The 23,646-nt window shown below is 72.9% G+C and carries 19 protein-coding genes; 13 read left to right on the forward strand and 6 right to left on the reverse strand.

What is annotated here, in order from left to right; all coding sequences use genetic code 11:
• The 7 genes from AB1578_01375 to AB1578_01405 form a co-directional block, all read left to right on the forward strand.
• Window positions 1–2,871 (forward strand): DUF4175 family protein (locus tag AB1578_01375; protein ID MEW6486549.1); only part of this gene is annotated, 2,871 nt, incomplete at its 5' end.
• Window positions 2,868–4,493, forward strand: a complete 1,626-nt coding sequence (locus tag AB1578_01380) for a tetratricopeptide repeat protein (GenBank protein MEW6486550.1) — start codon at window positions 2,868–2,870, stop codon at window positions 4,491–4,493. The genes AB1578_01375 and AB1578_01380, both read left to right, overlap by 4 nt.
• A gap of 185 nt (window positions 4,494–4,678) precedes the next feature.
• Window positions 4,679–5,686, forward strand: coding sequence for a MoxR family ATPase (locus AB1578_01385; GenBank protein MEW6486551.1), 1,008 nt, complete (start codon window positions 4,679–4,681; stop codon window positions 5,684–5,686).
• On the forward strand, window positions 5,683–6,618 hold the full coding sequence (locus AB1578_01390) for a DUF58 domain-containing protein (GenBank protein MEW6486552.1): 936 nt from the start codon (window positions 5,683–5,685) through the stop codon (window positions 6,616–6,618). The genes AB1578_01385 and AB1578_01390 overlap by 4 nt, the downstream gene beginning before the upstream one ends.
• 6 nt (window positions 6,619–6,624) lie before the next feature.
• Entirely contained in the window at window positions 6,625–8,682 is a 2,058-nt protein-coding gene (locus tag AB1578_01395; protein MEW6486553.1) for a BatA and WFA domain-containing protein, read from the forward strand.
• Window positions 8,679–9,458 carry a DUF4159 domain-containing protein gene (locus tag AB1578_01400; GenBank protein ID MEW6486554.1) on the forward strand — a complete coding sequence of 260 codons (780 nt, stop codon included), beginning with the start codon at window positions 8,679–8,681 and terminating at the stop codon, window positions 9,456–9,458. The genes AB1578_01395 and AB1578_01400 overlap by 4 nt, the downstream gene beginning before the upstream one ends.
• Window positions 9,455–11,674 (forward strand): glutamine amidotransferase, encoded by a 2,220-nt coding sequence (locus AB1578_01405; GenBank protein MEW6486555.1) that lies wholly within the window; start codon window positions 9,455–9,457, stop codon window positions 11,672–11,674. The genes AB1578_01400 and AB1578_01405 overlap by 4 nt, the downstream gene beginning before the upstream one ends.
• An 86-nt stretch (window positions 11,675–11,760) precedes the next feature.
• Here AB1578_01405 and AB1578_01410 read toward each other — a convergent pair whose 3' ends face one another.
• The 4 genes from AB1578_01410 to AB1578_01425 all read right to left on the reverse strand — a co-directional run bounded on the left by AB1578_01410 (window position 11,761) and on the right by AB1578_01425 (window position 14,314).
• The gene (locus AB1578_01410) at window positions 11,761–12,147 is read right to left on the reverse strand and encodes a type II toxin-antitoxin system VapC family toxin (protein ID MEW6486556.1); all 387 of its coding nucleotides are present in this window, start codon (window positions 12,145–12,147) and stop codon (window positions 11,761–11,763) included.
• A 2-nt stretch (window positions 12,148–12,149) separates the two neighbouring features.
• Window positions 12,150–12,398 (reverse strand): CopG family transcriptional regulator, encoded by a 249-nt coding sequence (locus AB1578_01415; GenBank protein ID MEW6486557.1) that lies wholly within the window; start codon window positions 12,396–12,398, stop codon window positions 12,150–12,152.
• A gap of 80 nt (window positions 12,399–12,478) precedes the next feature.
• Window positions 12,479–13,390: a pirin family protein gene (locus AB1578_01420; GenBank protein MEW6486558.1), complete on the reverse strand. Its 912-nt coding sequence runs from the start codon at window positions 13,388–13,390 to the stop codon at window positions 12,479–12,481.
• A 246-nt stretch (window positions 13,391–13,636) separates the two neighbouring features.
• Window positions 13,637–14,314, reverse strand: a complete 678-nt coding sequence (locus AB1578_01425) for an RT0821/Lpp0805 family surface protein (protein ID MEW6486559.1) — start codon at window positions 14,312–14,314, stop codon at window positions 13,637–13,639.
• A 257-nt stretch (window positions 14,315–14,571) separates the two neighbouring features.
• Between AB1578_01425 and AB1578_01430 the strand changes: the two genes are divergently transcribed.
• The 4 genes from AB1578_01430 to AB1578_01445 all read left to right on the forward strand — a co-directional run bounded on the left by AB1578_01430 (window position 14,572) and on the right by AB1578_01445 (window position 18,091).
• Window positions 14,572–15,402 (forward strand): flavodoxin family protein, encoded by an 831-nt coding sequence (locus AB1578_01430; GenBank protein MEW6486560.1) that lies wholly within the window; start codon window positions 14,572–14,574, stop codon window positions 15,400–15,402.
• Between the two features lie 5 nt (window positions 15,403–15,407).
• Window positions 15,408–16,154: an NAD-dependent deacylase gene (locus AB1578_01435; protein ID MEW6486561.1), complete on the forward strand. Its 747-nt coding sequence runs from the start codon at window positions 15,408–15,410 to the stop codon at window positions 16,152–16,154.
• A 79-nt stretch (window positions 16,155–16,233) separates the two neighbouring features.
• Entirely contained in the window at window positions 16,234–16,581 is a 348-nt protein-coding gene (locus tag AB1578_01440; GenBank protein ID MEW6486562.1) for a DUF2845 domain-containing protein, read from the forward strand.
• A 34-nt stretch (window positions 16,582–16,615) separates the two neighbouring features.
• A complete protein-coding gene (locus AB1578_01445; protein MEW6486563.1) occupies window positions 16,616–18,091 on the forward strand; it encodes a multiheme c-type cytochrome in 1,476 nt (491 codons plus the stop codon).
• A 198-nt stretch (window positions 18,092–18,289) separates the two neighbouring features.
• On the opposite strand, the gene clpB is transcribed toward AB1578_01445, so the two are convergent.
• A complete protein-coding gene (gene clpB, locus AB1578_01450) occupies window positions 18,290–20,965 on the reverse strand; it encodes an ATP-dependent chaperone ClpB (GenBank protein MEW6486564.1) in 2,676 nt (891 codons plus the stop codon).
• Window positions 20,966–21,361: 396 nt separating this feature from the next.
• Between clpB and AB1578_01455 the strand changes: the two genes are divergently transcribed.
• Window positions 21,362–22,006, forward strand: a complete 645-nt coding sequence (locus AB1578_01455) for a gliding-motility protein MglA (protein ID MEW6486565.1) — start codon at window positions 21,362–21,364, stop codon at window positions 22,004–22,006.
• A gap of 74 nt (window positions 22,007–22,080) precedes the next feature.
• On the opposite strand, the gene AB1578_01460 is transcribed toward AB1578_01455, so the two are convergent.
• Complete coding sequence (locus AB1578_01460) at window positions 22,081–22,629, reverse strand: hypothetical protein (GenBank protein MEW6486566.1); 549 nt, start codon at window positions 22,627–22,629, stop codon at window positions 22,081–22,083.
• 230 nt (window positions 22,630–22,859) lie between these two features.
• On the opposite strand from AB1578_01460, the gene kdsB reads away from it, so the two are divergent.
• A complete protein-coding gene (kdsB, locus tag AB1578_01465; protein ID MEW6486567.1) occupies window positions 22,860–23,645 on the forward strand; it encodes a 3-deoxy-manno-octulosonate cytidylyltransferase in 786 nt (261 codons plus the stop codon).
• Window position 23,646: the final 1 nt, after the last annotated feature.

The raw sequence follows: 23,646 nt of genomic DNA on the forward strand, positions 1-23,646 counted from the left end.
GGGCTTGCCCTGGCGGCGTCGGCGGCGTCGGCGATCTTCGCGGCCCTGGGGGAGGGGAGGCGGGCGCGGCCCCGCATCGGCCCGGCCCGGGCTGCCGAGCTCCTGGCGGGCGCGAGCCCCGGGTTGCGAGAGCTCCTCCTCACCGGCGCGGACCTGGCCGCCTGGGGGGAGGGGGGAGCCGAGGCTCGGGGGGCGAGCCCCGAACTTGCCCGGGCCCACGTAGAGGAAGCCGAGCGGACGGCCCGGGAGCTCGACCCGGCACGCGCCGTGCCGGGCAGACCGGCAGCCCTGCGGGCCCTCCAGGCGGTGACGGCGGCGGCGCTGGTGGCCCTGTGGGGTGCGCTCGACCCCGGCGCCCGCGGGCCCTTCGGGGCCCTCTTCGCCGGAGGCGCCCCCGCGCCCGTGACCCTGGGCAACCTGCACCTGACCTACGCGCCGCCGGCCTATACCGGGCTGCCGGAGCGCCGGGTGGAGGGGACCGATGGCGCCGCGCGGGGCTACCGGGGCACCCGGGTCACCCTGGAGGGCGAGGTCTCGCGGGCCCTGGAGGGCGGTCGCTGGGTGGGCCCCGGGGGGGAGGTGGTTCCCCTGGCCCTGGAGGGCCGCCGCTTCTCGGTCTCCTGGCTCCTGGACCGGCCCGGCACCTACTCTTTGGCGTTCTTCCAGGGGGGCCGGGAGGTGCCCTCGGATTTCCTGCCCCGGGCCGTGGCCCTGGTGGAAGACACCCGGCCGGCGGTGGAGCTGACGGCCCCCGAAGGCGACCGGGAGGTGACCTCCGACCAGGAGGTGGAGGTGGCCTTCGCGGCGTCCGACGACTTCGGCGTGGAGCGGGCCGAGCTCGTCCTCCAGGGAGAGGCCGAGGTGCGGCTGCCCCTGTCGCTCGTGCCCGCGGGGGTCGACCCCGGCGCTGCCTCCGGAGCCGTCCCCGGGGCTGTCCGGCGCGTGGAGGGCCGCACCCGCTTCCTCCCCCTGGCCCACCCGCAGCTGGGGGAGGGCGCGCACCTGCGGGTGGAGGCCTGGGACGGGGACACCGTCTCGGGCCCCAAGGCGGGGAGCAGCCGGTCGGTCTACGTCTCGTTCCTGGACAAGCGCCGTCTGGTGGCCGAAATCGCGGGCCTGGAAGAGCGGCTCCTGGAGGCCCTCCTGGGCCAGCTCGCGGACCACCTGGAGCTTCCGGAGCCTGCCGCACCCGCGGACCTGGAGCGGCTGCGCGCCAAGGGTCACGACCTGCTCCGGCTCTTCGACCAGCTCGTGGACCGGGTGGAGCGGGCCGCAGCGGAGGGGGCCCTGGGGGCGGTGGCGGTGCTCAAGATGGAGGGCGGGCTCCGGGGCGCCCTGGAGCCCTTCCTCGCCGGGGGAGCGGAGCGGGAGCCCCTGATCGCCGAGCTGGAGCGAGACATCCTCTTCCTGGACCGGCTCCTGCGCAGCCTGCGGATGGAGGAGGCCCTGAGCCTGGGGGACGAGCTCGCGGCCCTCCAGCGCAGCCTCTTCGACGACCTCCAGCGGGGCGCCGCCCCCGAGGACCTCCTGGCCCGGGTGGACCAGCTCCAGCAGCTCCTGGCCCAGATGGCCCAGAAGCTCAGCCAGGGCGCCGCCGAGATGCCCGATGCCTTCGCCAACGCCGACGCCGTGCGCGACATGCCGGCGAGCGAGCTGGAAGACACCCTGCGAGAGCTCCGGGAGGCCCTGGAGGCGGGGGATCGGGAGAAGGCCCAGGCCCTGGCGGAGAAGCTCCTGGAGACCCTGACCCAGTGGCTCGCCGCCCTGGAGAAGGCCGCCGGGGGCGCCTCCCAGGGGGAGATGGACCCCCTGCTCCATGAGCTCTCGGAGCTGGAGGCCGACGTGCAAGACATCGCCGCCCGCCAGGAGAAGATCCTCCAGGAGACCCAGGAGATCGGCCGCGAGGCGTCCCGTCGGGCCCTGGAGGGCCTGCGCGAGGAGGTGGAGAGCTTGCTGGAGCGCAGCGAGCGCCGCCTCCGGGTGGTGGAGGAGGCCGCCCGGCGCATCGAGATGGGCGCCCCCCGGGCGGGGTTTCACGGCATGCCGGCGCCCCCGGGAACGGAGGACCGGCCGCCCGGCGCCGACAGACCCAATGGGGCCCTGCGGCTCCTGGAGAGCCGTCAGCGGGTGGGCGCGGCGGTCGCCGAGGTGCGCGAAGCCCTGCGGGAGGACCTGGGCCGAACCCGGGAGGGCGCCCGGGCCCTGGGAGAGGCGATGGAGGACCTGCGCGCCGGTGCCCTGGGAAGCCTGGACGCCCAGGACCCCCGGGCCCGGCAGGTGGAGGAGAACGCGGGCGCGGCGCGGCGGGAGGTGGAGGGGCTGCTCCAGGATCTCGATGCCCTGGCGGGCCGCCGCCTGGAGGGCCTCCGGCCCCAGGACGCCCAGGCCCTGGGGGAGCTCGGCGAGCGGGAAGGGGAGCTCGGGGAGCGCACCGGCGCCGTGGGCGATCGCCTGGAGGGCCTGGCGAGGCGGAGCCCCTTCGTGGATCCGGGGCTGCCCGGCCGGGCCCGCGCCGCCCAGCAGGCCATGGGCGAGGCCGGGGAGAGGCTGGGGCAGGGCGACCCCTTCGGGGCGGTGCCCCCCGAGACCCGGGCCCTGGAGGAGCTCGCCGAGCTCGGGCGCCGGCTCGAGGGCGCCCGGCGCCAGACGGGAGAGGGCCAGCCCGGCCAGGGCCTCCAGGTGATGCGGCGCCCGGGCCAGCGCCCCGGCCAGGGGCAGGACGTGGACCGCAGCCCCGTGGAGATCCCCCGGGAGATGGAGGCCCGGGAGCTGCGCGCCTTCCGCGAAGAGGTGCTGCGGGCCATGCAGGGCCGCTACCCCCGGGACTACGAGGAAGAAGTGGAGCGCTACTACGAAAGGCTGATCCGGTGAGCCGCGCAAATCCAGCTTACCCGGGGGGCTTGGGGTGCCGCGGGCTCCTCGCCCGGGGCCTGGGGGCCCTCCTGGTCGCCCTGGCCCTCGGCGGCCCGGCCCGTTCCCAGGAGACCCCCCCCCAGGAGCCCCCCACTCGGGAAGTCTACGGGCTCTCGGCGGCGGACCTGGGGCTCTACCTGGGCAATACCCTGCTTGGAGCTTGGAGGGTTCCCGAAGCCCGCCGGGTGGTGGACGGCCTTCTCGCGGAAGACCCCGGCGACCCCAACGCCCGGGCCCTGGAGGCCCACGTCTTGTTCTTCGAGGGGCGCTACGCAGATGCCCTGGGGCGACTGGAGAGCCTGGGAGTGACGGGACCCTTCCGGAACCTGGTGGCGGCCACGGCGGAGGCCACCCGGGACTTCCGGTCCCGGACGAGCGCCCACTTCGAGGTCTCCTGGGGCCATCCCAAAGACGAGGTGCTGGCCGACGCGGCCCTGGAAGCCCTGGAGGCGGCCCGGGAAGCCCTGGTGCGGGAGCTCGGGTTCGAGCCCCAGGGCCGGGTGCGGCTCGAGATCTACCCCACCACGGCGTCTTTCACTGCGGTCTCCACCCTCACCCGCCAGGAGGTGGAGACGTCGGGCACCATCGGCCTGTGCAAGTTCGACCGCCTCATGATCACCACGCCCCGGGTGACCGCCTGGGGCTACCGGTGGCGCGACACCCTGTGCCACGAGTACGTGCACCTGGCGCTCTACCGCCTGACCCACGGGGCCGCGCCCATCTGGGTACACGAGGGCATCGCCAAGTACCTGGAGGCGAGCTGGCGGGGGGTGCTGGGGGAGCTGGAGCCCTCCGGGCAGGCGCTGCTCTTCCGGCGCCTGGAAGCCGGCACCCTCATTCCCCTGGAGGCCATGAGTCCCTCGGTGGCCAAGCTTCCCTCGGCCGAAGATACGGCCCTGGCCTTTGCCCAGGTGGGGACCATGATGTCCTTCCTGGAGGAGCGGCGGGGGCCCGGGGCGCTGCGGGGCCTGGTGGAGGAGCTCGGTGGCGGAGCGGGGGACCGGGAGGCACTGGAGACGGCCTGGGGAGACACCTTTGGCTCCTTCGAGGGGGCCTGGAGGGAGTGGGCGGCACGGCTGCCCCTGGAGCGGGAGGCCGTGCAGGTGATCGGCCTGGAGCTCGCCGACCACGGCCAGCCCCTGGACGGGGAGCCCGGCGCCATCGCCGACCCCCAGGCCCGGGACTTCTCCCGCCTGGGCGACATGCTGCGGGCCCGGGGCCGGATGGTGGCGGCCGCGGCGGAGTACCGCAAGGCCTATGCTGCGGCCCCGGCGGCCCCGGGCATCGCCTCGCGCCACGCACTGGGGCTGCTTGCCACCGAGCGCTACGAAGCGGCGGCGCAGGTGGCGGCCGAGGCGCTTCGCCTCTATCCGGACCTGCCGGGCCTGTGGCACCGCAAGGGGGAGGCCCTGCTGGGCCTGGGGCGGTTCGGCGAGGCCGCAGAGGCCCTGGAAGAGGTGCTGGAGATCAACCCCTTCCACGTCCCCGCGAGGGGGGCGCTCCTCCACGCCGCCCGCGCCCTGGGCGACTCCCGCCTGGTTGCCCGGGAGGAGTGGGCGCTGGGGCTGTTGGAAGAGTGAGGCGGGCGTGAAGCGTGAGACGTGAGGCGTGAAACATGCAGGGTGAAGGGTGCAGGGTGAAGGGGAGCCGAGGGTTTCCATAGGTCCCATAGGTCTCATCGGTCCCATACCCCCCCCACGATCCTCAACCCACCACGGACCACGGACCAAGGACAACGGACAACCAGCAACCCAAAGGTACCCCAATGAACCAGACTGGAAGTGAGACCCCGGCGGACCGGGAGCTGGTGGTGGAGGCCGCCCGGGCCCACGCGGAGGTGGCGGCGGAGATCGGCAAGGTGATCGTGGGCCAGCGGGGGGTGGTGGATCTCCTGCTGGTGGCGCTCTTCGCGGGGGGGCACGGCCTCTTCATCGGGGTGCCGGGGCTGGCGAAGACGCTCCTCATCCGCACCCTGGCCGATGCCCTGGCGCTGGACTTCAAGCGCATCCAGTTCACGCCGGACCTCATGCCCAGCGATATCACCGGCACCGAGGTCCTGGAGGAGGACCACGCCACCGGCCGCCGGGCCTTCCGCTTCGTCCGGGGCCCGATCTTCACCAACATCCTCCTGGCCGACGAGATCAACCGCACCTCCCCCAAGACCCAGGCGGCGCTGCTCCAGGCCATGCAGGAGTACAAGGTGAGCGCGGCGGGAGTGGACCATCCCCTGGAGCCGCCCTTCCTCGTCTTCGCCACCCAGAACCCCATCGAGCAGGAGGGCACCTACCCCCTGCCCGAGGCCCAGCTCGACCGGTTCATGTTCGCCATCGAGATGGACTACCCCGACGCCTCCGAGGAGCTGGAGATCGTGCGCAAGACCACCGCGGGCCCGCCCCCGGCGCTTCGCAAGGTGCTCGACCCCGAGCGCATCCGCCTCTTCCGCGAGGCCGTGCCCCGGGTGCCCGTGGCCGACGCGGCGCTGGCCTACGCGGTGCGGCTGGTGCGGGCCACCCGCCCGGGGCCCGAGGCCCCCAAGGCCGTCCAGGAGCTCGTCTCCTGGGGCGCCGGTCCCCGGGCTGCCCAGCACCTGGTGCTGGGGGCCAAGGCCCGGGCGCTCCTTGCGGGCCGCTACGCCGCCGGGCCCGAGGACGTGCGGGCGCTCGTGGTGCCGGCCCTCAAGCACCGGGTAGTGCCGAGCTTCCGGGCCGAGGCCCAGGGGGTAAGCGTGGCGGAGATCCTCGCCCAGGTGGTGGAGTCGGTGTCGGCCGCGTGAGCCCCCTTGCGCCCATGCTCACCCGCGCGGACCTCTTCGACCCGGTCCTGGTGGCCCGCTTGAGCCGCCGGGAGATCCCCGGTCCGCCTTCCCCCTATCCCCATCGGGGGCTGCACCGCAGCGCCCGGCGGGGGGCGAGCCTGGAGTTCTCGGAGCACACCCTGTATGCCCGGGGGGACGACCTGCGGCACCTGGACTGGAAGTTCCTCGCCAAGACCGACCGGTTCCTGGTGAAGCGCTACGAAGACGAGCGCCTCCAGCGCGCCGTGCTCCTGGTGGACGCGAGCCGCTCCATGGTCTACGGGGCGGAGAACGGGGGGCTTCGCTCCTCCAAGTACCACCTGGCCGCCCGCCTGGCGGCGGCCCTGGCCGCGTGCCTCCTGCGCCAGGGCGACGCGGTGGGGGTGCACCTGGCCGGCGGGGAAGAAGGGGTGTGGCTCCCGCCCCGAAGCGGCTCGGCGCAGCTCGGCGCGGTGCTCGAGGTGCTCGGGGGAGCCCGCCCGGCCGGCGAGGCCGCCCTGGGCACGGCCTGCCGGGGTGTGGGGGAGCGGCTCAAGCGCGACGCGGCGGTCTTCGTCTTCTCCGACTTCCTCGACGAAGGGGAGGAGCGCCTCGAAGGAGCGCGGCTCTTGCGGGCCCGGGGCCTGGCCCCCCGGGTGGTGCACCTGCTCCACGCCGAAGAGGTGGACCTCCCCTTCGAGAACACCACCCGCTTCCTGGACCTGGAGGGCCCGGCGAACCTCGTGCTCGATCCCCTACCCCTGCGCCGGGCCTACCGGGAGGAGATCTCCGCCTTCGTCCGGGGCCTGGCCCGGCAGGCCGAGGCCCTGGGGGTGCCCCACGCCTTCCTCAGCGGGGCCGACGACCCGGCTCCGGCGCTGGGCCGGCTCCTGCGCCGGGCCCAGCGGCCCCATCGGGCAGCGAGGCGCTGACCGGCCGTGGACTTTCTTCGTCCGGCCCTCTTGTGGGGTCTCCTGGGGATCGCCGTCCCCATCCTCATCCACCTCCTGGGGCGGCGCCGGGTGCGCACCGTGCCCATTGCCACGCTCCGGTTCCTGGAGCGGGCCCGAGCCCGGGCCTCGGCCCACCTGAAGCTCCGGCGCCTGCTGCTCTTGCTCGCCCGGGCGGCCGCCCTGGGGTGCCTGGCCCTCCTCTATGCCGGGCCGGGGTGCCGGCAGGGCGCAGGGCCCGAGGGGCCCGCCACCTGGGTGCTGCTCCTGGATACCTCCCCCAGCATGGCGGCGAGCCGGGACGGCCGCGTGCCCCTGGAGGACGGCCGCGCCGCCCTCCGGGCCATCCTGGGGGCCGCGATCCCCGGCGACCGGTTTCTCTTCGCCACCACTCGGGATGGGGACCCGGGTTGGCACCAGGGTTTTTCGGCGGACCCGGCCCCGGTGCGCCGGCGCCTGGACGAGGCCGCCATCGCCTTCGGGCCCCACCGGATCGGTGCGGCGGTGGAGACGGCCCGGGCGCTCCTGGAGGGCCTCCCCGGGGGGCGGGTGGCGCTGGCCACCGACCTCCAGGCTTCGGCCTGGTCCGAGCGGGGCGCAGGGAGCGCGCGCGGCGCCGGCGCCCCCGTGCAGGCGATCGACGCCGGCCTGGCTGCCCCGCGAAACGCGTGGGTCGCCGCGATCGACGAAGGGGAAGCGGCGGTGCGGGTGCAGGTGGGCGCCTCGGGGTGGCCTGCGGGGGAGGTGCCGCGGCGCACCGTGCACCTCGCCCTGGGCGACGAGCGGCGTCTCACGGCTTTTCTCGAAGGAACGGAGACCTCGTTTCGCTTCGAGCCCCCGCCCGGCGTGTACGAAGGGGAGGTGCGCCTGGAGCCCGGGGGCGATCTGGCCCTGGACGACCGGGTGGCCTTCGTGGGGCGGGGGCGGGCCGCGACCCGGGTGCTCCTGGTCAACGGCGATCCCTGGGGGTTCGAGATCCGCGACGAGCTCTTCTTCGTGCGGCGGGCCTTTGCCCCGGGCACCCGGCTCGCGGGGGCGTTCCAGGTGCGGGAGGTGCGCCTGGGGGATCTGGTGCCGGCCGATCTGGCGGAGGTGGACGCGGTGCTCTTCGCCAATCCGGGCCCCCTGGGCCCCGAACTGGTGGACGCCGTGCGCCGGCGCCTGGAGGAGGGCGCGGGCGTTGTGGTGACGGCGGGCGACCGGTGGTCCACCTACGAGTCGGCCCAGGGGCTGGAGCCGATCCTGGCGGCGCCGGTGCGCGACGTGGTGACGCTTCGCCCCGACGACGCCTCGCGGCGCCCCTTCGAGGTCCTGGATCTAGCCGGGCTGGCGGGCCCGGCGGCCCTCTTTCGGGACCGGGCGGCGGGAGATCTCTCGGGGGTGCGGGTGGAACGGTACTGGCTCCCCGAAGCCCGGGTGGGGGAGGGGGTGGACGTGTGGATGCGTCTGGAAAACGGCGCCCCCCTCCTGGTGGAGCGCCGGGTGGGCCGGGGGCGCACCCTGCTGCTGGGCACGACGGCAGACCGGGACGGGGCGGACCTCTGCCTCCAGCCCGCCTTCCTCCCCTGGCTCGAGCGGGTGCTCCTGCACGCGGCAGGGCGCCTGCGGCCGCCTCTCGCCCCCTGGGCCACGGCCGGGTACCCCCTGGAGCTCCCCTACGATGTCCCGGTCGCCGTGGACGGGCCCGGCGGCCGCCTCTTCTGGGCGCCCGGGGAGCGCTTCGTTCCCCCGGTTCCCGGGGTGTACCGGATCCGTGCGGGGGAGACCTTCCTGGATGCCTTTGCGGCCCGGATCGACCCCGCCGAGTCGGATCTGACCCGCCTTGCGCCGGAGGAGGTCGAGGCCCGCCTCGGCCCCGGGGCGGGCACGGCGGGGGCAGCGGCTGGGGCCGGGCCGTTTTCGGGCCGCAGGGACGTCTCGGCGTGGCTCGCCGCCGCCCTCCTGGGCGCGCTGGTGCTCGAAGCCGTGCTCTCCGGTCGGTGGCGACGGGTGCGGGGCGTGGGGGAGCTGGGTTTGGAAGGGGGAAGGATGAAGGGGGAAGGATGAAGAAGACCGGATGGTCGCGCCGGGAGGTGCTGCTGGCGCTGGCGGGGGGCGGTGCCGGGCTCCTGGCCGGGGCGGGGTGGCCCGGGCGGGGGGAGGCCTACGGCCGCAGGGACTACTTCACCTGGGCCCAGCTGCGCTACCCGGGGTCTTGGGACCCCAGCCCCCGGGCGGCCGAGCGCTTTCTCGAGGCCCTGCGCCGGCGCACCAGCGTGGAGCCCGAGCCCCGGCGGCGGGTCGTGGACGTGGGGAGCCCCGAGCTCTTCGCGCTCCCCTTCCTGTACGTGGGGGGCAGGGGGAGCTTCCCCAGCCTGGGCGCGGAGGCCGAGGGGTGGCTTCGCCGCTACCTGGAGCACGGAGGATTCGTGCTCTTCGACGATGCGACCGGGGTGGCGGACTCGGGGTTTGCCCAGGGGGTGGCCGAGACCCTGGGCCGGGTGCTCCCGGGCCGGGGCCTCGAGCCGCTGCCGGCCGACCACACGGCCTTCCAGAGCTTCTATCTGCTGCGAGACGTGCCCGGGCGAAAGCTCGTGCGGCCGTTTCTATACGGAATCGACCTTGAAGACCTGACCCCGGCCGTCCTGTGCCCCAACGACCTGGGGGGAGCTTTCGACGGGGACCCCCTGGGCGGCTACACCCACCCCTGCACCCCCGGGGGGGAGCGCCAGCGGGAGATGACCTTCCGGCTGGGGGTCAACCTGGCAATGTACGCCCTGACCGGCAACTACAAGAAGGATCAGGTGCACATCCCCTTCATCCTGAAGCGGAGGCAGCGGTGACCGGGGAAGGGGCGTGGGTGCTCCTGAACGGTCACCCCGGGTGGATCGCGGCCCTGGCCGTCCTGGGGGCGCTGGCGGTGGTCTCGGGCCTCCACTCCAGCCGGGGGCTCCCCCCGGCGCGCCGGGCGCTGCTGCTGGGGGTACGCCTCGCGGCGGTGGTGGCCGTGGCCGCCGCGGTGCTGCGCCCGGCCCGGGAGGTGGACCTCACCCGGGCCAAGCGCTCGCCCCTTGCGGTGGTCCTGGACACCTCGCGGAGCATGGCCCTGGGGCCCCAGGCGCCCGGGCCCGCGCTCCAGCGCTGGCTCGCCGAGGCGGACCTGGGCCGGGATCTGGGGGCCTTCTACCGCGTGGAGCTGCTGGGGCTGGGGGATCCGCCCCCGGTCCGCGACCCCGCCGAGCCCGCCGAGGGGGGGACGTTTGCCGGGCCCCACACCCCGCTCGGCCGCACCCTGGAGAGCCTGGCCCGGGTGCGCCCCGACACGGCGGCCGTGGTGCTCCTCTCCGACGGGCGCGACACCGAGCGGCCGGGCGTGCCCCCCGGGGGGCTCCCCTTTCCGGTGTACCCCGTGGTCGCCGGGTCCGGGCCGGTGCAGGATCTCTGGATCGAGGCGGTGGAGACGCCGCCGGTGGCCTTCATCCGCACCCCGGTGGAGGTGCGGGTGCGCCTGGGGCTCTCGGGGCTTGCCCCCGGGCCGGCCGCCGTGACCCTGCTCGAGGGGGGCCGGCCCCTGCGCTCGGAGGTGGCGGAGCTCGGGCCCGAAGGCGCAACGGTGTCGTTGTCCTTCACGCCCACCCGCACCGGGCGCCGGGCGTATCGGGTGGAGGTGACGCCTCGGCCCGGCGAGGCGACGGCCGAGAACAACCGGGCCCAGTTCAGCCTGAACGTGATCCGCGACAAGACGCGGGTGCTGCTGGTGGCCGGCACCCCCACCTGGGACGTGCGGTTCCTCTCCCGGCGGCTGCGGCAGGACCCGGGCATCGACCTCATCACCTTCCTCATCCTGCGCACCCCCCAGGATCTGGCGCTGGTGCCCCAGGACGAGCTCTCCCTCATCCCGTTTCCCACCCAGGAGCTCTTCGGCCAGGAGCTGCCCTCCTTCGACGCGGTGTTCTTCGCCAACTTCGACTACGCCCCTTACGTGCCGCGCCACTTCCTGGACAACCTGGTGCGGTTCGTGCGGGACGACGGCGGCGGCTTCGCCATGCTCGGGGGCGACCGCTCCTTTGCCCTGGGGGGCTACGAGGGGACCCCCCTGGAGGAGATCCTTCCCCTGGACTTCTCGGGTGCCGCCCCCGGGCGGGCCTACCTGCGGGGGCGGTTTCGCCCGCGCCTGACCGACGCGGGGCTGCGCCACCCGCTCTTCCAGTGGCACCCCACCTCCGAGGAAAACCGGGCCCTCTGGAACGCCCTGCCCGAGCTCGACGGCATGAACTGGGTGCTGCGCCCCCGACCCGGGGCCGTGGTGCTGGCCGAGAACCCGGAGGCCCGCACCGAGTACGGTCCCCAACCCCTGGTGGCCCTGGCCGAGGTGGGGGCGGGGCGCACCCTGGCCGTGGCCAGCGACAGCCTGTGGCACTGGGCCCTGCCCCACGCGGGGGCCGGCGGCGAGGACGCCGCCTACCGGGACTTCTGGACCCGGGCCCTGCGCTGGCTCGTCCACGACCCCGAGATGGAGCTGGTGCGCCTGGGGATGCCCCCTAGTCCGGTGCGGGCGGGCCAGGAGCTGCGCCTGCGGGTGCGGGTGCTCGACCGCTCCTACGAGCCGGCGTCGGGTGCCGCCCTCGGCGGAAGCCTCGCCGCGGAGGACGGCCTGCCGATCCCCCTGGAGTGGTCCGAGCAGGCGCCTGGCGAGTATGCGAGCGCGCCGGTGGTCCTGCCTCGGGAGGGCCTGTGGCGGGTCGAGGCACAGGCCCAGGCCGGGGGGGCGTTCCTGGGGCGAGACGCCGTGGAGTTTCCCGTGGAGGGGGAGAGCCCCGAGGGGCTCCGGCTCGGCGTGGACCGGGCCTACCTGGAAGCCCTGGCCGAGGCCTCCGGCGGCCGCGCCTTCCCCCTCGGGGACCGGGGCCTCATCCAGCACCTGGCCGAGCGGGGCCGCAGCCAGGTGGAGGTGGTGGGCCGCCGGGTGGAGGAGCCCTGGGCCGCCGGCCCGCTCCTCGCCCTGTCGGTGCTCCTCTTCGGCCTGGACTGGGCGCTGCGGCGGTTCTGGGAGGGGTGAGGGGGAGGGCAGAAGGCGCCCCACCCCTCACCGGGCGGGAGGGGCAGAAATCGCCGCGGAGAGCGGCGATTCTCGACCGGGGCGGATCAGTTCTTTCGGTACGGCACCACGACCCGGGCAAGCATGGGGAAGTGGGTCTCGTTCAGGGTGGCGAGGGTTGCCTGGGCAGCTTCCGCCGTGGCCGCGATGAGGGCGTCGGCGAGGCCGGTAGCGTGGCTCTTTCGATAGTCGCGGCGATACAGCCCGCCCCGTTCGGCGATGTGCTCGTCCACGGGGACGATGGAAAAAGCCCCGAGGAAGTCTCCCAGGCGGGACCGCTCCGGTCCCTCACGCACCCCCGCGAAAAGCTCGGCGACGGTGACGGCAGAGAGGAGCGCGGGGCCACTGACCGCTTCCAGCCACTCGGCGGCCTGGGGTAGCCCCGGCAGGTAGTCGACACACACGTCTGTGTCCACGAGGTACCGGGTGGCCACCGCTACTCGCCCTCGACGGGAAATCGCTCCCACTCTCGGCGCATCGCCCGGAGGTCCGGCAGATCATCCCTTCCCGCCCAGATCCCCCGCCCCCGGCAGAGCTGGTCGAGACGCCCCGCCTCCGCCCGGCGCTCCAGAAATCGGTCGATGGCCCGCCGGATCAGCTCGCTCTTCGTCTGCCCGGTCTCCCGCGCCAGCGCGTCCAGCGCTTTCTGCTCGTCCTCGGTCAGGTAGATCTGGGTCCGAACCACAGCCGCCTCCCGACGCGATGTATAAGGTCAATGTATAGGCCGAACGCCTGAAACGGTCAATCGCGGACCGCCCCTTCCCGTCAGCGGGCCTGGTGCTTGAGGAAGGTGCCGGCGCGGTACTCCTCGAAGGCGACCCGCAGCTCCTCCTGGGTGTTCATCACGATGGGGCCGTACCAGGCCACGGGCTCGCCCAGGGGCTTGCCCGAGACGTAGAGGAAGCGCACCGGGTGCTCCTCGGCCGAGACCGTGACCCGGTCTCCGTCGCCGAAGAGGACGAGGGTCCCGTCCGGCAGGAGCGGTTCGCGCTCCAGGTCGAAGTAGTTGGCGCCCTCGGCTTCGTAGGAGAAGGGTTTCCTTTCCTCGCAAAAGCAGCCGCGTCCTTCGATGACGTAGGCGAAGGCCGTGTGCCCCGCCGGGGTGGGGTGGGTCCAGGAACCCCCGGCGGGGATGCGCACGTCGAGGTACTCCGGTTCGATGACCACGTCGCGCACCGGACCCTGCACGCCCCCTGCCTCGCCGCAGATCACCTTGGCCTCGACGCCCCCGGGCAGGGCGGCGGTGGGGATCTGGGCGCTCTTCACGTCCCGGTAGCGGGGCTCCATCATCTTGTGGGCTGCGGGCAGGTTGGCCCAGAGCTGGAAACCGAGCATGGCGCCCCCGGGGTCGCCCTTGGGCATCTCCTGGTGGATGATGCCGCTGCCGGCGGTCATCCACTGCACGTCCCCGGCGGTGATCACCCCCCGGTTGCCCAGGCTGTCGCCGTGCTCCACGTCGCCCCCGAGCACGTAGGTGATGGTCTCGATGCCTCGGTGGGGGTGCCAGGGGAAGCCGGGGAGGTAGTGCTCGGGCTCCCGGGATCGGAAGTCGTCGAGCAGCAGGAACGGATCGAAGAGGGGCACCTGGCTGAAGCCGAAGGCCCTCTTCAGGTGGACGCCCGCCCCTTCGATGGTGGGCTTGCTGCGAAACACCTTGCGGATGCGTCGGGTCACCACGGCTTCGCCTCCCTCCCCCCGACTCGCACGGACTCCAGTGTGCACGGGGGGAAGGGGGCGTCAAGGGAAAGGAGGAGACGGCGGGGGCCCACAGGGAAGGGCGATGGGACCTATGGGACCTATGGGACGAATGGGGGGACGAGTGGGGTCGGCTCGGAAAACGAAAACACCGGGGGAGCGCCGGGGCAGGGGCGCCGGGGGCAGTTGAGCGCCCGGAGCACCGGCGTCCCCCGGTGGAAATCGGGGCTAGCGGACCACCTCCCAGGAACCGTCGGGCTGGCGGCACGCGGTGCCGTAGATCTGCTGCGACCGGCCGCCGATCAGGGCCGTGGCGGTGTACTCGCGGCAGTAGCGGCCGGCCTCCTGGTAGGTGGCGATGGGGGTGACCTCGTAGCGCGTGCGGGTGTCGGGGTTGTGCCAGGCCACGGCCGTGCGGGTGGGGGCGGTCTCCAACACCTGGTTCACGTAGAGCCGGTCCACCGCGTCCATGGAGCGGCCCACGCTGCCGCCCACCAGCACGCCCACCACCGTTCCCCCGACGATGGCGGCCGTGCGGCCCGATCCCTTCCCCACCTGGGCCCCGAGCACGCCCCCCACGGTGCCGCCGATCAGGTTGCCCAGGAGTTCCCGGTTCCCCCACGCGCCGCCCGGGTAGGCGGGTCCCGCGTAGGCCGTGTACGACTGGTAGACCACCGTGGTGGAGGGGTAGGGGTGGCGCAGGCCGTGCTCCCGGTAGGGACCGTGGAGGTGGACCGGCGTCCAGGGGGGCGGACCAGGGCGGACCGGGGCGCGGCGCACCCAGGTGGGCGAGGACTTGCTTCCGTGCGGCTTCCGGTACCGGTCCCCGGCTTCGGCGAGCCCGGGGCCCAGGGTCCAGGACGCGACAAGGGCAAGGGCGGCAACCGAGAGGCTCTTCGTTCTCATGGCGTCCTCCTTTCCGGGTCAGCGGCGGGCCGCGAAGGGGCTGCGCCGCGGGTGTGCAGCCCTACGGTAGCGCCCCGGGCAGCCTGCCGCCATCGACATCGGGGGGCATGCGGCCCGGCACCGACCCGTATAAGGGCCGTACGGGGGCTCGGGCCGGGTCTCGGGGGTGGCGCAGATGCCGCGCCCTTTTGACCCGGCTCAAGGGGCCCCCGTATACTCCGGCCGCAGAACGAACCTGCCACCCGCGGAGGTGAGCCGTGAACATTCTCGGCATCAGCGCCAGCGCCCGTGCCTGGGGCAATACCGATCTCCTGGTGCACCACGCCCTCCGGGGGGCCGAGGCCGAGGGGGCCCAGGGCCGGTTCCTGCGCCTCACCGACCTCGACCTGGGGCCCTGCAAGGGGTGCATGGCCTGCGTGTTCAAGGGTGTCGACTGCGTGCAGCCAGACCGGCTCCCGGAGCTCCTGGAGGCCTGGCGGTGGGCCGACGGGGTGGTTCTGGGGTCGCCGACCTACGTCCTGGGGGCCACGGGGGCGGTGAAGAACCTCCAGGACCGCTTCATCCGCTTCGGGGTCGCCCGGGAGTTCGTCGGGAAGCCCGGCGTCGCCGTGGCCGCGGCGGGGGTTCCGGGGTGGGAGCCCTTTGCGCTGGCCCAGCTGTCGCTCACCTTTCTCTTCCTGGGGATGCCCGTAGTGGATCAATGGGTGGGGTACGGCCAGGGGCCTGGGGAGGTGCTCGACGACGAGCGGGCCTGCCGGCGGGCCGGGGAGGCCGGGCGGGCCCTGGCCCGTGGGCGAACCGCCTACCGGGGCGAGCCCGGCACGTGCCCCGTGTGCCACCTGGACCTGGTGACGGGGAAGCCGGACGGTTCGGCCCGCTGCACCCTGTGCGACCTGCCCGGGGCGTGGGAGGACACGGGCGGCGGCCAGCGGGCCTTTCGCCCGGAGCCCGGCGCGGAGCCCCGGTGGAGCGAGGCCAGCATGCGCCACCACTTCGTGGACCGGATCCTTCCCTCGGGTCCCCGCTTCAAGGCCCGCATCAAGGAGATCCGGGCTCGGGTCGAGGCGTTTCGGGAGGGGGCGCCTTGAGAGAGGTGGTGGCCCAGGCGGCGGAGCTCCTGGCGTCGCGGCGCCGGGTCGTGGTGCTCACGGGAGCGGGCATCAGCGTGGAGAGCGGAATCCCGGACTTTCGCAGCGCGCAGGGCCTCTGGACCCGGTTTCCGCCCGAGGAGTATGCAACGCTTCAGGCGTTTCGGCGAGATCCTGCACGGGTGTGGCGCATGCTCGAGGCGATGGAGGCGGTGCTCGACGCGGCCCGTCCCAACCCGGGGCACCGAGCCCTGGCCCGTCTCGAAGAGGCGGGAATCGTGGAGGGGGTGATCACCCAGAACATCGACGGCCTCCACCAGGAGGGGGGGAGCCGGCGGGTGGTGGAGTTCCACGGCTCCCACCGTACGCTCACCTGCCTGTCGTGCGGCAGCCGCTTCACCCGGGCCGACGCGCGGGCCCGGGGGATGCCCCCCGGGTGCGACTGCGCCAACCTGCTCAAGCCCGATGTGATCTTCTTCGGAGAGGACATCCCCGGATCGGCCCTGGCGGAGAGCTACCGGCTCGCGGGCACCTGCGGCGCCATGCTCGTGGTGGGGACCTCGGCGGAGGTGGCACCGGCCAACGAGATGCCGCGGGTCGCGCGCCGGGCAGGGGCGGCGTTGGTGGAGGTGAACCTGGAGCCGTCTTCCCTCACGGGCACGGTCACCGATATCTTCCTGCGGGGGCCGGCGGGGCGCGTGCTCCCGGCGCTGTGCGACGCGGTGCTGGATCGCTGCTCGGCCGCCGGATAGCGACCCCGCCCACTGGCGCGCACCGCGCGCGCCGGTATGCTGGGCCACCATGGCCTCTCCCGACCCGCAGGGACGATGGATGCGCTTTCCGAAACCGGCCCAGAGCCTTGTGCTGATTGCTCTCCTCCTGGGGGCGGCCCCCGGCGCCCAGGCGCGCTACCTTCGCTGCGGCTCCGACCTGGTGGCGGTGGGGGACCGCAAGTTCGACCTCCTCCAGCGCTGCGGCGAGCCGGCCCTCACGCAGAGCCGCACCCGGGAGCGGGCCGTCCAGGTGTGGGATCCGGTGCGCCGGGTCCTGCGGGAGGTTCGGGTGACCGTGGAGGTGGAGGAGTGGACCTACAACTTCGGCCCCCACCGGTTCTACTACGTGGTGCGCATGGAGGACGGCCGCATCGTGGGCATCGAGTCCGGAGGCAGGGGGTATTGACGCCGGCGCCGTGCGCCAGAGGAGGAGGAACGCAATGAGGAGCCGCGTCCTGTTTTTCGCGGGAGCGCTGCTGGCGGCGTCCGCTGCATCGGCCGCGCCCCTGAGCGGCGACACCGAGGCCTGCATCGGGTGTCACCAGGAGGTGACCCCGGGGATCGTGGCCGACTGGCGGGCGAGCCGCCACGCCCGGGTCACGCCCGCCCAGGCCCTGGAACAGGCGCCCCTGGCCCGGCGCTTTTCGGCGGCCGAGCCCCCGGCCGGCACCGCCGCCACCGCCGTGGGGTGCGCCGAGTGCCACACGCGAAACCCGGACGCCCACCCCGACAGCTTCGAGCACAACGGCTACCGGGTGCACATCGTCGTGAGCCCCGCGGACTGCGCGGGGTGCCACCCCCAGGAGCGCGACGAGTTCGCCCAGAACCTCATGGGCAACGCTTACGGGAACCTGGTGGAGAACGCCCTCTATCGCCAGCTGGTCGAGTCGGTCAACGGGGTGCAGACCTTCGAGGGGGGCAAGCTCGTCGCCCACGCCCCGGACGACCTGACCAACGCCGACTCGTGCCTGGCGTGCCACGGCACCCGGGTGGAGGTCCGGGGCACGGCTGCCCGGGATACCGCCATGGGGGAGATGGACTTCCCCGTCCTCTCCGGGTGGCCCAACCAGGGGGTGGGGCGGATCAACCCCGACGGGAGCGCCGGCGCGTGCACCGCCTGCCACACGCGGCACCAGTTCTCCATCGAGGTGGCCCGCAAGCCCTACACTTGCTCCCAGTGTCACAAGGGGCCCGACGTTCCCGCCTACCCGGTCTACATGGTGAGCAAGCACGGGAACATCTATGATTCCCTGGAAGCCAAGTGGGATTTCGAAGCCGTTCCCTGGGACGCGGGAAAGCACTTCACCGCCCCCACTTGCGCCACCTGCCACGTGAGCCTCGTGACCCGTGGCGCCGAGGTGATCGCCAAGCGCACCCACCGGATGAACGACCGGCTTTCCTGGCGCCTCTTCGGTCTCGTTTACGCCCACCCCCACCCGATCTCAGCGGACACCACCGGCATCCGCAACCGGGCAGGGCTTCCCCTGCCCACCGAGCTCACGGGGGAGCCCGTGGAAGAGTTCCTCATCGGGGCCGAGGAGCAGAAGGCCCGCCGGGAGGCCATGATGGCGGTGTGCGGGGCGTGCCACAGCCGCCAGTGGGCCGAGGGGCACTTCGCGCGGCTGGAGCGGGCGGTGGAGACCACCAACGCCATGACGCTGTCGGCCACCCAGCTCCTCCTCTCGGCGTGGGAGAAGGGCCTGGCCGGGGGCCCCGCCCAGGGCGCGAGCCCCTTCGACGAGGCCATCGAGCGCAAGTGGGTGCGCCAGTGGCTCTTCTATGCCAACTCGATCCGCTTTGCATCGTCCATGGGCGGCGCGGACTACGGCGTCTTCGCCAACGGCCGGTTCTACCTGGCCGAGAACCTCCGAGAGATGGCCGACTGGCTGGAGTTCCTGGAGCACTCCAGACCATAGGCTGCACAGGGGTCCATGGGGAGTGGGGGCGGGGGGGGGGGGGGGCGGCCCGGGGGAGAGGATCCCCCGGCCCGCTCGTCGGTTGGGATCGAGACCGATAGCGATCCCGATCCCGATAGCGATACCGATTCCGAGGGCGAACTGGATTCCCCATCACCGGGTCAAGCACCGATGGCGGCCGGAGATCGGGGCCCGGGCTCAGGTGACGATTTCCCCCTCCACGACCTCCGACTCGGTCGGGGAGGGCTCGCCTTCCCCGGGAGCGGGGTTGCGGTGGCGAATCGCCAGCTCGCCCCCTTCCACGTCCACCACGATCGTGGCGCCGTCGAGGATCTCGCCGGCCACCAGGGCCCGGCCCACCCGGGTCTCCAGGTTGCGCTGGAGGTAGCGCTTGAGGGGCCGAGCGCCGTACACCGGGTCGTAGCCCGCTTCGGCGACGAACCGGCGAGCCTCGGGGGTGAGCTCGAACCCGATGCGCCGGTCCTGGAGGCGCTTGACCAGATCCTGGGTCAGAAGCCCCACGATCTGCTCGATCTCGGCCCGGGTCAGGGGCTTGAAGAGGACGATGTCGTCCACCCGATTGAGGAACTCCGGCCGGAAGTGGACGCGCATCTCCCGCATCACGGAGTCGCGCGCCGACTCGCGGATCTCGCCGTCCGGCGTTACCCCGTCGAGCAGGTGGGGCGAGCCGATGTTGGACGTCATGATGACGACGGTGTTCTTGAAGTCCACCGTGCGCCCCTGGGCGTCGGTGAGGCGGCCGTCGTCGAGGATCTGGAGGAGCGCGTTGAAGACGTCGTGGTGGGCCTTTTCGATCTCGTCGAAGAGGATCACCGAGTAGGGCTTGCGCCGCACCGCCTCCGTGAGCTGGCCCCCTTCCTCGTACCCCACGTACCCGGGAGGCGCCCCGATGAGCCGGCTCACGGTGTGCCGCTCCATGTACTCGCTCATGTCGATGCGCACCAGGTTCTCCTCGGTGTCGAAGAGGGCCTCGGCCAGGGTCTTGGCGAGCTCGGTCTTCCCCACCCCCGTGGGGCCCAGGAAGATGAACGACCCGATGGGGCGCCGGGGATCCTTGATGCCCGCCCGGGCCCGGATGACCGCGTCGGCCACGAGCCCCACGGCCTCGTCCTGCCCCACCACCCGGCCGTGGAGCACCTGGTCCAGGCGCAGGAGCTTCTCCCGCTCCCCCTCCATCAGGCGGGTCACGGGGATGCCGGTCCAGCGCGAGATGATCTCGGCGATCTCCTCGTCGGTGACCTCCTCCCGCAGGAGCTTCGCCCTGCCTTGCTTCTCGGCCAGAGCCGCCTGGGCCTCCCGGCGCTTCTTCTCGAGCTCCGGCAGCCTCCCGTACTTGAGCTCGGCCGCCCGGTTGAGGTCGTAGCTGCGCTCCGCCGCCTCGATCTCCCGCTGGACCTTGTCGATCTCCTCGCCCAGGGTCTGCACGTCCCGGATGGCCGCCTTCTCGTTTTCCCATTGGGCCCGCATGGCGTCGGCCCGGGCCCGCAGGTCTGCGAGCTCCTTGCGCAGCTCCTCCAGGCGGTCCCGACTCGCCTTGTCCTTTTCCTTCTTGAGGGCGGCCTCCTCGATCTCGAGCTGCATGACGCGGCGGGTCGCCTCGTCGAGCTCGGCGGGGAGGCTGTCGATCTCGGTGCGGATCATGGCGCAGGCTTCGTCTACCAGGTCGATGGCCTTGTCCGGCAGGAACCGGTCCGAGATGTAACGGTGGGAGAGGACCGCCGCCGCCACGAGCGCGTTGTCCTGGATGCGTACCCCGTGGTGCACCTCGTAGCGCTCCCGCAGGCCCCGCAGGATCGAGACCGTGTCCTCCACGGAGGGCTCGTCCACCAGGACCGGCTGGAAGCGGCGCTCGAGAGCGGCGTCCTTCTCGACGTGCTTGCGGTACTCGTCGAGCGTGGTGGCGCCGATGCAGTGGAGCTCGCCGCGGGCCAGCATGGGCTTGAGCATGTTGCCGGCGTCCATGGCCCCCTCGGCCTTGCCCGCGCCCACGATGGTGTGGAGCTCGTCGATGAACAGCAGGATGCGCCCCTCGCTCTCCTTGATCTCGGCCAGCACGGCCTTGAGCCGCTCCTCGAACTCGCCCCGGTACTTGGCCCCGGCGATGAGGGCGCCCAGGTCCAGGGAGTACACGGTCTTGTCCTTGAGGCCCTCGGGCACGTCGCCCCGCACGATACGCTGGGCCAGCCCCTCCACGATGGCGGTCTTGCCCACGCCCGGCTCACCGATGAGGACCGGGTTGTTCTTGGTCTTGCGCGACAGGATGCGGATGGTCCGGCGGATCTCCGCGTCCCGCCCGATCACGGGATCGAGCTTGCCCTTCTGGGCTTCCTCCACCAGGTCGCGCCCGTAGCGCTTGAGGGCCTCGTAGGTGCCCTCGGGGCTCGCGCTCGTCACCCGCTGGTGGCCGCGCACCCCCACCAAGGCCTCCATGAACCGCTCGGGGGTCACGCCGAAGTGGTGGAAGACGCGGCCGGCCTCGGAGCGGTCCCCCTCCTTCACCAGGGCCAGGGTGAGGTGCTCCACCGAGACGTACTCGTCCTTGAGGCGCTTGGCCTCTTCCTCGGCCTGGATCAGGAGGCGGTTCAGGCGCTGGGTCACGTACACCCTACCGGCCTCCACCCCGGGCCCGCTCACGGAGGGTCGCTTGTCCAGGGCCTGCTCCAGGCGGGCGCGAAAGTCCGGCAGGGGGACCTCGAGCTTTTGCAGGAGCCGGGGCACCAGCCCCTCGGCCTGGTCCACCAGGGCCAGGAGCAGGTGCTCGCCGTCCACCTCCACGTTTCCCCTGCGAAGGGCCAGCTTCTGGGCCTCTGCGAGGGCTTCCTGAGATTTCTGGGTCAAGCGGTTGGGATCCATCGAACGCTCCTTTCGAACCCGGCGGACTCTGCACAAGGCGTGCCATCACGGACGACCGGCGCAAACAATAAGTCGGGATCCCGGAAGGGCAAGTGGGGGCGGTCCCCGGCGCGATCTTCCTTGTCGAGACGGACCGTGTTCTCTAGGCTAACGAGGCCACGCCTCAGACCGTCGAGGCGTGGCCTCGGCTGTCAGCGGTCAGCCGTCAGCGTTCAGCTTGAAGCCAGGGCGAGCCGTAGGGTGGGTCAAGCGAAGCGACCCACCATTTCTCGGGAGCGAAACTTGACGCATTGTTCCAGATTTCAGGTCCTCAAGAATTTCTAGCGTGTCCGTGCCGTAGGAGCGGGCTTGCCCGCGAAGAGTTTGCCGTTGCCGCCGAAAGGAGTCGGAGCCGCCATGCCTCGCCTGGACGAACGCACGCAGATCCTGCGCTTCAAGGTCGTCTTCTGGGGGCCGGGGCAAGGGGGCAAGACCACCGCGCTGCGGCAGATCCACGCCGCGGTACCCCCCGAGCGCAAGGGAAGGCTCGTGTGCCTCTCTACCGAGACCGAGCGCACGCTCTTCTTCGATTTCGCGTCGGTGCACCTGGGACGGGTGGACGGGGGAGGGCCGGCGGTAGCCGCGGACGTGTACACGGTGCCCGGCCAGGTCTTCTACGTGGAGGCGCGCCGACAGCTCCTGCGAAACACCGACGCGGTGGCCTTCGTGGCCGACTCCGCCGAGCCGCGGGAGGGGGCCAACGTGGAGTCGCTGCGAAACCTCCGGGAGGTCCTGGGGGGGTGGGGCCTGGATCTCGACGAGCTTCCCCTGGCCTTCCTCTACAACAAGCGCGACCTCCCGGACGCGGTGCCCGTGTCCCGGCTCCGGGCGGCGCTGAACCCGGAGCGCCGGCCCGAGTTCCAGTCGGTGGCGAATCGGGGTGAGGGAGTCATGGAGATCCTGGGTGCCCTCTGCGGGCTCCTCCTCGAACAGCACGTCTTCCGGGGAGCGCCGGGCACCGTGGACGGCCGGTGGTTCGCCGTGCCGGGGTTCGAGGGGTAGGAAGGATTCGGGGCAAAACGCCGACGGCCCGGGAGGGTCCCCGGGCCGTCGGTTGCGGTGGCAGTTTGCCGGGGCTACTTGGGGAACGACCGGACGAACAGCTCCTGGATGGCCTTCTTCCCGGCGGCGTTCAGGTTGCGGGTGCCGGTGCCGCAAAACGTGCTCTTGGCGATGGTGGGCACCTCTTCCACCCAGGTGTCGCTGCGCCAGGTGAACCAGTGGCCCTTTTCCTGATCGAAGACGTACAGGGGCCGGTTCCACATCTTGGCGAGCTCGGCTGCCCAGCCGGTGCCGCCCTTGACGGTGCCGTCGCCCTGGATCTCACCCACCACGAAGACCTGGTAGCCGCTGTTGACCTGGTGCCAGATGCTCTGGAGGATCTGGCGCATCCAGGGGCGGGTCGAGTAGTCGCGGTGAAGGCGCTTGGAGACCTCGGCCATGCTCACGTCGCCCTTGGCCAGGTCAGCCGCCTGGAGCTGGCGGCGGCCGGGGGCGCGCTGGATGTGGTGGCCGTCGAAGGTGTAGTGGACCTCCGCCACGCCGTGGGTCGCGGCCGCCTCGCCGAAGGCTTCCTCGGCGCCCCGGGCGCCTCCACTGAAGAGGGTGACGTCGCTGGGCTTCATGGTGTCTTCCTTTCCTGCCGGACGGGGCCGGCTCGGGGTGTCTCGGGGCCCGGCGGGGCGTGCCCGGCGCCGGGAGGAAAAGGGGAGCGCTTGTACCGGATTTCGACCCCCGGGTCAAGCAGTTTTCCGCCGGAATGCCGGCGGGAATTCATGCCCCAAGGGCGCGGCTTGACACCTTCGAAAGCCGCCGAGTATGGTACCGCCCTTCTCGGGCCGCACAAGGAGGCCGTTTGCGCGCCGTCGCGGTGATCCCCGCCCGATATGCCTCGTCCCGCTTCCCCGGCAAGCCCCTGGCCCCCCTGCTGGGCCGCCCCATGGTCGCCTGGGTGGTGGAGGCGGCCCTGCTGGCGCAGCGGCTCGACGAGGTGTGGGTGGCAACCGACAGCGAGCCCATCGCCCGGGCGGCCGAGGAAGCCGGGGCGCGGGTGGCCATGACCTCGCCGGCGTGCGCCAGCGGCACCGACCGGGTGGCGGAGACGGCCCGGTCGGTGGTCGCCGACGTGTACGTGAACCTCCAGGGCGACGAGCCCCTTCTGGAACCCGCCGACGTGGACCGCCTGGTGGGCGTGTTCGCCGACGAACCCGCCACGCGCATGGCCACCCTGGCCCGACCGGCGGACCGGGAGGGCGACCTCTCGGACCCCAACGTGGTCAAGGTGGTGTGCGACGCGTCGGGGGCGGCGCTGTACTTTTCCCGCTCTCCCATCCCCTACTATCGGGACGCCTGGGGGGGAGCGGGTGCTGCCGGTCCGGCGCCGGCGGGCCAGGTCGAACCCTTGCGGCATCTGGGCATCTATGCCTTCCGGCGCGAAGCCCTCCTGGCGTTTGCCGCGCTGCCCCCCGGCCGGTTGGAGGACGCCGAGCGGCTCGAGCAGCTGCGCGCCCTGGAGGCGGGGTGGCGCATCCGGGTGGTTGCCGCCCGGGGGGACTCCCTCGGGGTGGACCGGCCCGAAGATCTCGTCCGGGCCGAAAAGGCCCTGCGGGCCCGGTTCGACCCCGGACGGCTGGGGTGCTGAG

The sequence above is a fragment of the Thermodesulfobacteriota bacterium genome, from assembly GCA_040756475.1.
Lineage (GTDB): Bacteria > Desulfobacterota > Deferrisomatia > Deferrisomatales > JACRMM01 > JBFLZB01.